This window comes from Streptomyces reniochalinae (assembly GCF_003323735.1).
GTDB lineage: Bacteria > Actinomycetota > Actinomycetes > Streptomycetales > Streptomycetaceae > Streptomyces > Streptomyces reniochalinae.
The window spans coordinates 192,240-204,111 of record NZ_QOIM01000026.1 but is presented as its reverse complement, the minus strand read 5'-3'; the positions used below and the strand labels follow the sequence as shown (position 1 = coordinate 204,111).

Genomic DNA, 11,872 nt, shown 5'->3' with positions numbered 1-11,872 from the left:
GGTCGGAGGGAGGCCCGCGGCAGCCGAGGGCTACGGGCGCAGGGCGTCAGGCGGCGACGTACCGGTTGGAAGAGCGAGATACGAGTCCCTCCCGGTACAAGACGTCGAGCGCGAACCCGACCGTCGCTGACGCCACCCCGTATACCGGTGCGAGCTCTTTGTAGACGAATCGATAGCCCGTAGGAAATCTGCCAGCCGCGAGATCCGCTCTCAGGCGTGTTGTCGCGTAGTCGATCTCCGTCTCGCAGTCGTACTGGTCACTAGTCAGCTGGTAGAGGGGCGCCTCGGAGTTGATCGCCTGTTCCTCTGCGGCCAACGCTTCGCGGCCGGTGGCGTGCCACTCAACGGTCCGGCGCTCGACGAGATGCCACCACGGCTTCGACATCTCGTGCTGCGCCCAGCGCCGCTCCAACTGCGAGGAGACCCCCACGTACAGGAGACGCCCCTTCCCGTCGTAGAAGCGATACAAAGCGGTGCGCCCGGCCTTGAAGACGGTCGTCACCGCCCCTCCCCGTAGCTCCACTGGCTGCCGGTGCCCCTGTACTCGGAGACGGGGATGGGTTCGACGCCGGGGCGCATGCGCTCTCGGTAGAGCATCCCGTACAGGTGGTCGATCTCGTGGGCGACGAGCCGTGCCACGCCCCGCTCGAAGATCGTGATCTGCTTCTGCCCGTCGATGTCGGTGTGCTCGACGCTGATCGACAGCGGACGGGGCACCATCCCGCGCACGTCGAAGAAGCTCAGACAGCCCTCGTACTGCTCGTCCGTCTCGACTGACTCCTCCACGTACCGCGGGTTCAGCAGCGTGACGTTCTCGCCGTCCAGGGTGCGGACGATGGCAGCGGCCCGGTCGATGCCGATCTGCGGGGCGGCGATGCCCATGCCCTTGCCGAAGTTGTGCACGGTGGCGGCCCGTTCGGTGGCCGAGACGAGCTCGGCGACGACGCGGCGGGCGTCCTCGGCTTCGTCGGGCAGCGCGAACTCGCGGGCGGTCTTCGTCAGGACCGGGTCGCCTTCCTGGACGATCCCGATCTCCTGCATGCGGTCACTGGGCCTGGCGGCGGTCACGTCCGTCTTGATCTCCTCCTTGGATTGCGGGTTTTTGAACTTCCATTCGAGCCTGTAGCGGGCGTGCAGCGGCGGGTCCTCGGTCGACCAGGAGAAGACGCGCCGGCCGTCCTCGTCGCCGCGGCGGATCGCTGTGCGGAACGGCATCGCCGTCGCGGTCATCGTCGTCTCAGTGCCCCACACCGTCGGGCCCAGCTCGGCCGGGAAGTCCAACCGAACGCTCAGCCGCCTAGTCGGGAGCCGCACCGCACGCTGAAACCACGTGCCCCACTTCTCGTCGCCGACCGTGTAGCTGTACTCCAGCCACGCCGACTCGCCCGGGTACAGCGGGTACCGGCCGTGCTCGTTCTCCAGCAGCAGCCACAGTTCCTTGAAGGCGTCCCGGTCGTGCCGGACGGTCCAGGTCAGCGGCTCGCCGTCGATGCTGGCGCTGAGGCCGATCTCGTCCCAGGTGAGCGGGTTCTCCCGGTAGTGCGCATTGGACCGCTCGGGGTTGCCGGGGTAGCGGTCGACTGAAATCCGGATCATGTACTGGGTGATCGGATCCGGGCTGTCGTTGTAGAGGCGGCGGCGTTGCGTAGCCCGGTACGTCGTCCCGTCGTAGATCAGGCTCGTGTCCTCGTGCTCGACGATCAGACTCGCCTCGTGCGGAGCTCCGTGATCCGGGCCCGGATGCTGGGCGGGGATCGAGCGGCCGTGCGCCTCCAGCTCACGGAAGGCGTGGACGATCGCGCCGCCGGCACGCAGGACTCTGTCGGCTTGGCGAGCAAAGGCCTCCGACGGGCGCTGGGCGCCGCTCTCGACCTTCGAGACGTAGGAAGGCGTGTAGCCGACTGCGGTGGCGAGCTTCGACTGCGAGAACCCCCGAACGTCCCGCCAGTACTTCAGCTCGCCCACGAAGTCCGCGCCGTGCTGCCTGTCAGGCATTGGTCCCCCTGTGCCTGTGAGTGATCTATGAATGAGTGCCGCTCACGGTGCCCTCACGTGCACGCTCTGCGATCTCCTCAAGGCATGAGAGAAGACGACACGAGCGATTACGGATCAGTTGGACGTCTTGTTGCTGCGCACGGTCTTGTCGCGCAGGGGAGGAACGCCGGCCTGTACGCCGATGCGCCGGATGTGGTTCCGGTCGTAGGGGCTGTGCGCCGCGATCTTCCCGGGAGCAGCGTTGCGTTCCGAGAGGTTCCTGACGATCTCTTCACGGAGAGCTTCACGAGCTTGTTCGAGCGACTCCTCGGCCGCCCTGTAGGCGGCAGTGCGCTCGTCCATTCTGGCCAGCGCGGCGGCCTCTCGCTCTCTCTCCTCGCTCGTCATGACGGCATGTTGCCACACGTGGCAGCACCCGCCGCGGTGCGGTCTTGGGAAATCTCCTCGAAGGACTTGCGTCTGATGCCTCATGTTGCAACTATAGGAGTCATCGCGGCAGAAGAACAGGCCACGAAAAAAGCCCCGCCCGGTGCGCCAACACCGAACGGGGCGAGGAAGCCCCTTGTCGCAGAAGGAGCAACCCTGTGAGCAGCAGTGTAGCCATTCCCGCCCCCGCCAGCTCGGGCGACCACCCTCACCAGTCCGTGGCTGTCGTCCGCGGGCAGCGCGTGATCGTGGAATGCCCGGCATGGTGCACCGAGCGGCACGCCGAGCACGATGAGCTGTGCCTGGAGGACGTCGCCCACGTCGGCGACCAGGCTGCCGTGTCCGCTCCGGTCGGCGTCACCAGCCGCGAGGACATCCTCGCTGGCCACATCTCCCAGTGGACGTACACGGGCGAGACCCGCCCGGTCTTCGCGTTCGACGCGACCGGCAGCGGCGAATTCTCCGAGCTGTCGAAGGTGCAGGCGCGGGCCGAGCTGGACCGGATCGCCGCCCACGTCGAGCGTCTCCGCCGCGTCGTCGACGCGATGCCCGACGCCTGACTCCTCTCTCACCCACCCATTGGCGGCCCCGGCCGTGCGACCCAACCGCGTTGGCCGGGGCCTGGATCCCCCTAGGAGGGACCTGTCATGAACCGTACCTTCAACCCCACTTCCCCGCTGTCGGATGCGGATGCCGCTTCGGTGTCGGACCTGTCGGCTCGCCGGCGTGCGACCACGTCGGTGGCGGATGCGAATGCCGCGTTCCGCGCGGATCTGATCGGCGACTACCTGGCGGTTCGCCGGACGGGTGTTTGGTCGGATGAGTTGCGTGTCCTGGCGGAGGCTCGCCGGTATGACGTGGCGAATCCGGACGACACCGTCCCCCTGTTCGATGAGCTGCATGCGATCGAGCTGTTCGGCACCCAGCCGGGGGTGGCGGCGTGAGTGGGGTGGAGTCGAGGCCGCTGGTGTCTGCGGAGGATGATCCGCTGTTCGACGCGGATCATGCCCGGCGCGGGCCTGGGATGGAGCGTCGGGCGTCGATCACGGTCGGCGATGTGGAGGACATCCAGAGCGGACGGATGTGGGCGATGCCGAAACCCGAGGCGGGTGGCCGGTGATGTCGCGCTACCTGGAGGAGGCCGCCGACCTGCTGCGGAAGTCGGCCGACGCGAACGAGTACTACCGCTGCCCCCTGACGGGACGGACGGACGAGCACCGCAAGACCGAGGGCCGTGAGCGGATCGCCCGCGAATTCGCCGCCTTGGCGGCGATCGACAAGGGCCTCCTGCCTGCCGAGCTGACAGAGACCGTGCTCGACGCGATCCGGAAGGCGGGTGGCCGGTGATGAACGAGTTGGAGGAGTTCGAGGTCATCCGCTATACGGCGGATGTGGTGTGTGTCCGGGAGTCCGTTCGGGGGCCGGAGCTGTTGACGGTCCGGCGTGGTTGGCCGCCGCACCAGGGGCGTCTGGCTCTGCCGGGCGGGCATGTTGATCCGGGGGAGACCGGTCGCGAGGCCGCCGCGCGGGAGCTGTTCGAGGAGACCGGCGTCAAGGTCAGGCAGGAGCGGCTCATCTTCGTGGGCCTCTTCGATCAGCCTGACCGTGATCCGCGGGGCCGCTACATCTCCGCGGCTTGGGCGGTCGTCGTCAACGAGGACACGGTCGCGCAGGCCGGCGACGATGCCGCTGCTGTGGCGTGGGTGCCGCTGCACTACCCGGGCGAGCTGGCCTTCGACCACAACGAGGTCGTGTACCGCGCCAGCCGCGATCAGCTCGCCTGGCTGCCGAACCGCCCGGGCGGAGGTGGCCGGTGATGGGTTGGCCTCTGTACATCACGGGTCTGCTGCTGGTCGTGGTGACGATCGTCGTGATGGGCGCGGGGATCTCCCAGCTCATGCATGAGCGCCGCAGCCTGACGGACCACGGCCTGGACTGTTTCTGGTGCCACCCGCGGCTTCCGTGGCGGGGAGGTGGCCGGTGATGGGTCTGGTCGCGAAGGCCGCACTGTTCCTCGTTGATCTGTTGTGGGGCCTGCTGCTGCTGCTGGTGTTGGTGCCGGGTTTGGCGTCGGGGGTGTTGGCGGCCACGGTGTGGTCGCTGCACTCCCCGGCGATGGTGACGGTGGCCCTGCTGGTGGCGGTGGCTCGTCTGCTGGCGGCACCGTCCCCGAGGGGGTGGGTGCGGTGATCGAGGTCGTTTCGTTCGGTTTCGGTCACGCCCCGGCCCCGCGTGCCGAGCTGGTCGTGGACCTGCGAGCGCATTTTCGGGATCCGCATGTGCGTCGGGAGATGCGGGAGCTGACCGGTCTGGATGACGAGGTGCGGCACACGGTGATCCGCACCCCCGGCATTCCGCCGCTGATCGACGCCTTGGCAGGGGTCGTCAACGGATTCCTCGTCGGCTCCACCGTCCTGCCCACCCGTGTCGCGGTCGGCTGCACCGGGGGCCGGCACAGGTCGGTGGTCGTGGCGGTCGAGGTGGCGCGGCGGGTCCGGAAAGCCCGCGGTGTCGACATCCGTGTCCGGCACCGCGACATCGAACGACCCGTCCTCGCCCGCTGAATCTGAAGGGAGGCCCCGATGAAAACTGCGACTGGTGTGCTGACGCTGGTGGCTGGGGTGGCGAGCGTGGTGCTGACGGGGATCGCGTTCTGGTTGTCGTATGAGCATCTGCACGACGTGGCCGGTGAGTACGGGCTCGGCGCTTCGCCCGAGCGGGCGTGGGCGTGGCCGGCGACCGTTGACTTGTTCATTCTTGTCGGCGAGGTGCTGATGCTGCGGGCGTCGCTGCGGGGACGTGGCATCGACTGGTGGGCGGTGGCTCTGGCGGGTTCCGGTTCGCTGGGTTCTATTGCTCTGAACGTGGCTGGTGTCGGTGATGGCGCGGAGCCGATGGAGTATGTCGTGGCGGCGGTTCCGCCGGTTGCTGCGCTCCTGGCGTTCGGTGCGCTGATGCGCCAGCTGCACGGTCTTCTGGCGGCGCACGGTCACGCTTCTGGCGTTGCCGAGATGCCCGCCAAGTCGCCAACACTGTCGTCAAGGGAAGCGTCGCCAGCTTCTGTTTCTGTCGCTGCTCTTGGCGCCGGTTCTGGCGGTCCGAAGTTGGCGTCGTCGGAGCCTGTCGTGTCGCTTCGGAAGGAGCGTCCGGCGGCGCCTGCGAAGCCCGGAAGTGGAACCTCTGGAACCGCTACGGCTCGGTCGGCTCGGAAGCAGACGGCTCGGTCCCGCGGCTCGTCGAAGCCATCGGGGAAGGCGCCGCGCCGGTCGATGTCCGAGTGGGTCGAGCTCACGGAGCCGGTCTTCCACGACGAGTTTCAGAAGCTTCGCCGGCAGCCGACCGCGAGTGAGTTCGCCGAGGCGATTAAGGAGGCGGGGCACGGGCGGCCGTCGGACTCGACGGCGAAGAACATCCGCACCGAGATCCTCGACCGGACCGACGTTCCGGCGCTCGACTAGCCGCCCGCCGCTGATGACCTTCCGTAGATCACGTGAGGCCATCGCCAACGCCAACACCAACCTTCTCCGCCCCGGGGAGCGCGTCCGTTCCCCGGGGCGGGGATCTGAACCCAACATCTTTAGCTGCGATCTTCGCGAGGTTGGCGTTGGCGTTGGCGTTGGGGTTGGTCTTGAGGTTGGCATTCACTCCGATCACTCTCCGTATTCAAAGTCTGTCCCCGTAGGGAGGGGAGCCCGACCGTGACGACCACACAGACGCAGCCGGACACCGGGACGGCGACCGCCCCCAGCCAGACCCGCACCGACTCCAGCAAGCCGACGAACGGACAGTCCTCGGCCTCCACCAAGCACTCCCAGGGGGATCCGGCGGACGGCACTCTCGCCGGGCTCCTCATCCCCGGCGGGGTCATCACCGGGCTGATCGGCCTGTGCTGGCTCACCCACCGGTTCGGCCTGTCTCTCGTCCTCGGCGGCATCATCGTGTGCGCCGTTGCCGCGACCGCGGTCCTCGGTAAGAGGCAGAAGCGGAACCTGAAAGCCCCGCGGCGAGTGAGCCCCCGGGGGCCGACAAGTGGCGCCGGTTCTGGCGTCGGGCGCAAGGGTGGGTCCGGCGCCACTTCGGGCGGCAAGAAGGCGACTCTTGGCGGCGCCAAGAAGGGCGCTTCTGGCGGCGGCAAGTCTCCTCGAGGTGGCGGCGCCAAGACGCCGTCCGGGTCCCGTTCTGTCGCTGGTCTTGGCGGCGGCAAGTCGAGCGCCAAGAAGCCGTCGGCGGGCGCCAAGCCGATCGGTCTTGGCGCCGCCAAGAAGCCGAGCGGCGGGCTGCTCGGTGGCGGCAAGAACACCCCGGCACGAAAGGGCGGGGCGGGTTCCACTTCGCTGTCGAGGAAAGGCCCCGGGCCCGCTCCTGGCGTCGCCAAGAAGCCGAGCAGTGGATCACTCCTAGGCGGCAAGAGCGGCGGCCTCGGCGGCAACCACCGGGCCCCGAAGAAGGGGGGTTCTGGCGGTGGCGCTGGCACGCTGAAGGCGGCCAAGCAGCGCGCCAACCGAAGCGGCAAAAGCGGCGGGAACCGGCTGGGCCTGTCGCCCGACAAGAAGTCGCCCGCAGCGAAGCAGAACAAGCCCCTGGGCGCTGCGGCGAGTCTTCGCCGCTTGGCGAAGGCCGCCAAGAGCAACGCGGGCGCCAAGATCGGTGACGCGCGGGCGGAGAAGCTGAAGCCGACTTCCCGCCCGACCGCTGCGGAGGCCCTGCCGAAGCGTGAGTACCCCAAGCCGGACGGGAAGCTGCGCACCGCTGGCTACTGGGCAGGGCAGAAGCTCCGCCGGCACACCAGCCCGAAAACCCGCCTGCGGATTAGGAAGGTCACCAGCCCGATCCGCCACGGCGCCAGTCGCATCAACCGGGTCGCCTCGCCGCTGCTGGCCCGCGCCTGGCGCCACGGATCGCGCGGCTTCATCGCCGCCCACATGGCGCTCGGCAGCATCCGCTACAGCAACCGCGGCCCGAACTGGCTGCGCCCCCTCGCGAAGGTGCTGCACGCCATCACCACCCCCGCGGCCCGCGCCGTCGCCTGGACTGGCGGGATCGGCTGGCTCAACCGGTGGATGTACCAGCACACCAGCGACCAGCCCGCCCGTCGAACTGCCAGCACCGAACGCCCGACGTTCGCCCGTACCGCAGGAAGCCACACCCCCATCAGCCGGCCCGCAGACGCTGCCGGACCAGCCATAGGAGGAGTCCCAGTGACCAACATCCAGCCCGCCATGCCGCTCGTCAACGCGGCCGAGGCGGTCCGCATGGCCGGAGCCATGCTCATCATCAACCCGGCCGACAACATGGTCGGCTACGAGATGACCATCAGGCAGCTCGCCGACCTCCAGTCCGCGATCGCCTCCGTCATCCGGGCAGCCGCCGCCTCCACCCGCGAGGACTTCAAGGTCAACCCGGCCGTGTCCGAGGCCTACGACGACACCGCCGCCTACATGGACTCAATCGCGGCCCGCCTCGGCTCCATCCCGTACCTGTTCCGTGTCATTCACGCCGAGCAGATCGACAACATCGAGAACCCGACCGTGGCAGCCGCCAAGTGGGACATCGGCGCCAACCAGCAGTAACCCCACCCGACTGATCAGGAAGGAGAGACGCATGCTTGACCGCCCGCGTAACCACGAGCCGATCCCGTGGCGGCACAGCGTCATCTCGACGCCGCTGTACACCGCGGCGACCGTGTACACGGGCGGTCTCGCACTCGGCGTCATGGAGGACCTCGGCGCCACCCTGCCCCTCGGCTGGATGGGTCTCGGCTCTGCCGCCGGCGTCATCACCGCCTCGGCATCCCGATTCGTCCGCGCCAAGGGGCAGAACGGCTGGCGCCGCTGGTACCACACCGGGTTCACCGCCGTGTGGACCAGCGCCACCTACACGTGGCTCAACTGGACCGCCCACGGATCCCCCTGGACCTTCGCCGCCGCCTCCATCGTCGCCGGTGCAGCCGCCACCTTTACCCCCCTGTACGCGGTGGACCGGTGGCTGCGGCAGGACATCATCGCCGCCCAGTGGGCCGACGAGGTCAGCCAGGTGCCGCGCGGTGTGAGCGGCCAATGGCACCAGCTGCTCCTCGATGTCGGCGCCCAAGGCGTAGAGGTTGGTCGGCCGCGGGACACACGCAGCGGCTACGCCCTTCCCCTGCTCCTGACACAGACGACGTTCGAGGGCCTGCTGGGTCTGCTGCCCCTGCTGGAGACCCGTCACGGCGATCTACGGACTGGCGCTCTGCAACTGCGTAGGTCGCCGTCGGGTAAGGCTTCGGAGGCGGTGCTGTTCGTGGCGACCCGGGATGTGCTGTCGGAGACGGCGCCACTGCCGGAGGATGTGCATCCGCTGTCGATCCGCGAGCCGCTGACCCTGGGTCTGCTGGAGTCCGGGGAGCCGCTGGAGATCCTCTTTCGGCAGAACAGCATCTTCATCGCCGGCAAGAAGGGCTCCGGCAAGTCGGTATTCCTGCACGTCATCATCGCTGCGATCACCCGCTGCACAGATGCGGTGATCTGGATGATCGACCTGGCGCAGGGCAACACCGCGAAGCGGTGGCTGCGGCCGTGGGCCGAGGGCTGGAAGGACCGGCACGGGGATCTCATCGACCGGCCGATCCTCGACTGGGTCGCCACCGACCACGAAGAGGCCGTGCGTCTCCTGAACGCGTCGCTCGCAGTGGGCGACGGCCGGGCACGCCGCATGAAGGGCGGAAAGATCCGGCCCAGCGCCAAGGTGCCCGCGCTCATCGTCATCTCCGACGAGAACCCCGACCTCATGGCCGTCAACCCGGGCGCCGTACAGACCAAAACCCGCAGCGTGAAAAAGGGCCGCAAGGCCGCCGTCGACTTCGTCGACACCGGCCAGCGCGGCACCGGACCCAACACCGGCGGCGGCGAGATCAACTCCCAGTACGACACCGTCATCGGCATGAAGTTCCGAGAGAAGGCCGAGGGCCAGTTCGTGTTCTCCGGCTTCTACAACCAGGTCGACCTGTCCAAGCTGCCCGGCAACGGCTCCATGTACATCCTCGACGAGGCCCGCCTCAAGGAAGGCGGCATCGGACCCGAGCGCGCCAAGGGCCACTTCGTCAACGACGACGACGAAGACGACGACGGCAAGCAGCTCGACGACATCGAGCAACTGGCCGTCGACCGGTGGGCGATCCGCCCCGACCTCGACCCGGAGTCCCAGCGTGACGCGGACGAGTACGGCTACGCCGACCGCTGGTCCGCGGAACGCACTGCCTGGCTCGCCGAAGCTCTCGGCCTGGAGACCGCAGCCCATGTTTCAGCGACGGGCGACAAGACGGCAGGCCAGCCGCGCACCGCAGCCACCGCAACCAGCCGGCCGCCCGCGCTGCCCGACCTGGACGACTACATCAACCGGCACAAGGACTGGAAGCCCGGCCAGCCGCAGGCTGTCGAGCAGCAGCCGGAGCAGGAGGAAGAGACCGATCCGGCGCTGCAGGAGGCCATAGCTGCCGCAGTCCGCGAAGCCGAGCGAATCGCCGAGGCCGCGGTCCCGCCGCAGACCCGCCGACACCCCCGTCGGGACGAGGTCACCCAGTGGGTGCGCGACTCCGGCGACGACGGCATCACCGTCGCCCAGGTGCGGGAGCGGTTGCAGGCCCTGTACCCGGGCGATACGCCGCCGTCGGACACGGCGGTCCAGAAGTGGTTCGCCGAGCACGAGCACATCACCAAACCGAAGCGTGGCCTGTACGTGTGGGCCGAGAAGGAGGACTCGTGAGCACGTCGACCGAGCAGGAGCGAACTACCGCGCGGGGCCTTGTGGCTGCGGTGGAGGAGGCGCTGGCGGAGGCGCAGCAGTCGCCGACGTCACACCGGGACGGTAGCCCGCTGCCCCGTTACGGGGACACGCCGCCTGTGCCGCAGCCGGGCCGGCCGCCGATGTCGCAGAAGGCCACGGACCTGTCCGGGCTGATGCTCGCGGGCGGTGTCGCCTCTCTGCCGGTGGGCGGTTCCCTCGCCCTGGTGCTGTATGCGGTCGGTCAGGCGGACCCGGTGAGTCTCGCGATCGCTGGCGGGGCCCCGGTCGCCCTCGTGCTGGCCGTGAGCTGGCTGCTGCGGTCGGCGGGCCGGGCCCGGCGCGATGCGTACACCGAGCACCACCACCACTACACGGGCCCCGTCCACCAGGACCAGCGGGCCAGCAGCACCCGCGGCGTGTGGGCCAAGACCAACAACTGAGGAGGCGTGATGGATCAGTGTTTCGTGGTGGCGTGCAGCGTGTGCGGCCTGGTGTACGACGCGGAGGACACGGGGGCGCTTCATCTGTCGTCGAGGGCTGAGGTGGAGGAGGCCGTCCAGGAGTTCGCCAGCGGTGGGGCGTGGGGTTCGTGGCGGTTGGTCGTGGGGCTGCTGCTGTGCCCGGCCGAGGATGCGGCGCACGCAGCCGCCGTTCGTGAAGCCCAGGAAGGGCAGCACTGCGTCGGGCAGATGGACTTCAGCGGCCAGCAGGTTCTGTCGCCGGACCGGCTGCGAATCGAGCGGATCACCTGCGAAGGCCACTACGAGGAAGTGTTCGCGTAGCAGCCCGCCCCTCCCGGGGTTAGCGGGAGGGGCGGTGCCGCCCACTGTAGGCCCCCGCCGTGGAGACGCGGCGGGGGCCTTGTGGGCACAGATCGGTCACGTACCGCCGGTACCACTACCGGCCCGACACTCTGCTGGATACATTCCGCTTCTCACCATTCAGGGGGGATCTCATGAAGATTCGTACAAGCCTGACCATAGCGACGCTCGCTGTGCTGCCGTTCGCCGTCGCATGCAGCAGCGGTGACGAGCCCAGCCACAAGCCGTCCAAGGCCGCCGCCGCCAAGCCGGCGGATGACGGCTGCGGCAAGGACTCCGACCTGTCGCAGGCCGACTGGGCGGAGCTGTGCGGCCCGGACGCTGTCGGCAACGGAGGCAAGCCACGCAAGCCGCAGGAGGCGAAGGAGAACAAGCTCGGGCAGAAGCAGGCCACCATCGGCGGCGACGGCACCGGCGAACTGGAGATCACGCCCACCAGCGTCGTGTACGTCGACAAGGCCACCGGTGAAACCCCCGACAACGATCTGTTCGCTGTCGTCACCGTCAAGGACAAGGCCAGCAACGCTGTCGATGCCTCCGAGGAAGCCCCCGCGGGTGGGGGCGGCTGGAAGTGGGCAGCACCGAACGGGCAGGCCATCGGCGACGGAGATGGCAACGCCGCGTTCAACGTTGTCCCGGAAGGATTCAACGGGGGCGGGGACATCGCTGCCGGGACGTGGGCGTGGGACTCCGCCGTGTTCGACATCAGCGAGGCGCAGCGCGGCGGCACCCTGCTGTACACCGACGGTGCCGGCACCACCTACCGGTGGACCATGCCGAAGACCGACACCGGCCCCGAGGTCGTCAAGCTGAAGAAAGGCCTCGCCTACTGACGCCACCCCCCGTGGCCCCGCCAAACCCCCAGTACG

General features: G+C 68.7%; 16 protein-coding genes. 13 read left to right on the top strand and 3 right to left on the bottom strand.

Annotation, left to right across the window (positions count from 1 at the left end; all coding sequences use genetic code 11):
• Positions 1-46: 46 nt before the first annotated feature.
• The 3 genes from DQ392_RS08720 to DQ392_RS08710 form a co-directional block, all read right to left on the bottom strand.
• Entirely contained in the window at positions 47-502 is a 456-nt protein-coding gene (locus DQ392_RS08720; protein ID WP_181856334.1) for a GIY-YIG nuclease family protein, read from the bottom strand.
• Complete coding sequence (locus DQ392_RS08715; protein ID WP_114014946.1) at positions 499-1,995, bottom strand: peptide deformylase; 1,497 nt, start codon at positions 1,993-1,995, stop codon at positions 499-501. The genes DQ392_RS08720 and DQ392_RS08715 overlap by 4 nt, the downstream gene beginning before the upstream one ends.
• A gap of 114 nt (positions 1,996-2,109) precedes the next feature.
• Complete coding sequence (locus tag DQ392_RS08710) at positions 2,110-2,382, bottom strand: hypothetical protein (RefSeq protein WP_147266503.1); 273 nt, start codon at positions 2,380-2,382, stop codon at positions 2,110-2,112.
• A 197-nt stretch (positions 2,383-2,579) separates the two neighbouring features.
• Between DQ392_RS08710 and DQ392_RS08705 the strand changes: the two genes are divergently transcribed.
• The 13 genes from DQ392_RS08705 (at position 2,580) to DQ392_RS08645 (ending at position 11,836) form a co-directional block, all read left to right on the top strand.
• Positions 2,580-2,981: a DUF6907 domain-containing protein gene (locus DQ392_RS08705; protein WP_114014944.1), complete on the top strand. Its 402-nt coding sequence runs from the start codon at positions 2,580-2,582 to the stop codon at positions 2,979-2,981.
• Between the two features lie 87 nt (positions 2,982-3,068).
• Positions 3,069-3,365 carry a hypothetical protein gene (locus DQ392_RS08700; protein ID WP_114014943.1) on the top strand — a complete coding sequence of 99 codons (297 nt, stop codon included), beginning with the start codon at positions 3,069-3,071 and terminating at the stop codon, positions 3,363-3,365.
• Between the two features lie 175 nt (positions 3,366-3,540).
• Entirely contained in the window at positions 3,541-3,768 is a 228-nt protein-coding gene (locus DQ392_RS08690) for a hypothetical protein (protein WP_114014941.1), read from the top strand.
• Positions 3,768-4,238: an NUDIX domain-containing protein gene (locus DQ392_RS08685; RefSeq protein WP_114014940.1), complete on the top strand. Its 471-nt coding sequence runs from the start codon at positions 3,768-3,770 to the stop codon at positions 4,236-4,238. Before DQ392_RS08690 ends, DQ392_RS08685 begins: the two co-directional genes overlap by 1 nt.
• Positions 4,238-4,405 carry a hypothetical protein gene (locus tag DQ392_RS34370; protein WP_181856333.1) on the top strand — a complete coding sequence of 56 codons (168 nt, stop codon included), beginning with the start codon at positions 4,238-4,240 and terminating at the stop codon, positions 4,403-4,405. Before DQ392_RS08685 ends, DQ392_RS34370 begins: the two co-directional genes overlap by 1 nt.
• Positions 4,405-4,611, top strand: a complete 207-nt coding sequence (locus tag DQ392_RS08680; RefSeq protein ID WP_147266502.1) for a hypothetical protein — start codon at positions 4,405-4,407, stop codon at positions 4,609-4,611. The genes DQ392_RS34370 and DQ392_RS08680 overlap by 1 nt, the downstream gene beginning before the upstream one ends.
• Positions 4,608-4,985, top strand: coding sequence for a RapZ C-terminal domain-containing protein (locus tag DQ392_RS08675; RefSeq protein WP_245981270.1), 378 nt, complete (start codon positions 4,608-4,610; stop codon positions 4,983-4,985). The genes DQ392_RS08680 and DQ392_RS08675 overlap by 4 nt, the downstream gene beginning before the upstream one ends.
• Before the next feature lie 18 nt (positions 4,986-5,003).
• The gene (locus tag DQ392_RS08670; protein ID WP_114014937.1) at positions 5,004-5,879 is read left to right on the top strand and encodes a DUF2637 domain-containing protein; all 876 of its coding nucleotides are present in this window, start codon (positions 5,004-5,006) and stop codon (positions 5,877-5,879) included.
• Between the two features lie 240 nt (positions 5,880-6,119).
• Positions 6,120-7,991, top strand: a complete 1,872-nt coding sequence (locus DQ392_RS08665; protein WP_114014936.1) for a hypothetical protein — start codon at positions 6,120-6,122, stop codon at positions 7,989-7,991.
• A gap of 31 nt (positions 7,992-8,022) precedes the next feature.
• Positions 8,023-10,161, top strand: coding sequence for a hypothetical protein (locus tag DQ392_RS08660; RefSeq protein WP_114014935.1), 2,139 nt, complete (start codon positions 8,023-8,025; stop codon positions 10,159-10,161).
• Entirely contained in the window at positions 10,158-10,622 is a 465-nt protein-coding gene (locus DQ392_RS08655; RefSeq protein ID WP_114014934.1) for a hypothetical protein, read from the top strand. Before DQ392_RS08660 ends, DQ392_RS08655 begins: the two co-directional genes overlap by 4 nt.
• A 9-nt stretch (positions 10,623-10,631) precedes the next feature.
• Positions 10,632-10,964 (top strand): hypothetical protein, encoded by a 333-nt coding sequence (locus tag DQ392_RS08650; protein ID WP_114014933.1) that lies wholly within the window; start codon positions 10,632-10,634, stop codon positions 10,962-10,964.
• 173 nt (positions 10,965-11,137) lie between these two features.
• Positions 11,138-11,836, top strand: coding sequence for a hypothetical protein (locus tag DQ392_RS08645; RefSeq protein WP_147266501.1), 699 nt, complete (start codon positions 11,138-11,140; stop codon positions 11,834-11,836).
• The last annotated feature ends 36 nt before the right edge of the window (positions 11,837-11,872 follow it).

Coding starts and splice junctions, on each gene's coding strand:
- DQ392_RS08715 (WP_114014946.1), bottom strand. CDS start 1,995: ATGCCTGACAGGCAGCACGGCGCGGACTTCGTGGGCGAGCTGAAGTAC.
- DQ392_RS08710 (WP_147266503.1), bottom strand. CDS start 2,382: ATGACGAGCGAGGAGAGAGAGCGAGAGGCCGCCGCGCTGGCCAGAATG.
- DQ392_RS08700 (WP_114014943.1), top strand. CDS start 3,069: ATGAACCGTACCTTCAACCCCACTTCCCCGCTGTCGGATGCGGATGCC.
- DQ392_RS08690 (WP_114014941.1), top strand. CDS start 3,541: ATGTCGCGCTACCTGGAGGAGGCCGCCGACCTGCTGCGGAAGTCGGCC.
- DQ392_RS08685 (WP_114014940.1), top strand. CDS start 3,768: ATGAACGAGTTGGAGGAGTTCGAGGTCATCCGCTATACGGCGGATGTG.
- DQ392_RS34370 (WP_181856333.1), top strand. CDS start 4,238: ATGGGTTGGCCTCTGTACATCACGGGTCTGCTGCTGGTCGTGGTGACG.
- DQ392_RS08680 (WP_147266502.1), top strand. CDS start 4,405: ATGGGTCTGGTCGCGAAGGCCGCACTGTTCCTCGTTGATCTGTTGTGG.
- DQ392_RS08670 (WP_114014937.1), top strand. CDS start 5,004: ATGAAAACTGCGACTGGTGTGCTGACGCTGGTGGCTGGGGTGGCGAGC.
- DQ392_RS08660 (WP_114014935.1), top strand. CDS start 8,023: ATGCTTGACCGCCCGCGTAACCACGAGCCGATCCCGTGGCGGCACAGC.
- DQ392_RS08650 (WP_114014933.1), top strand. CDS start 10,632: ATGGATCAGTGTTTCGTGGTGGCGTGCAGCGTGTGCGGCCTGGTGTAC.
- DQ392_RS08645 (WP_147266501.1), top strand. CDS start 11,138: ATGAAGATTCGTACAAGCCTGACCATAGCGACGCTCGCTGTGCTGCCG.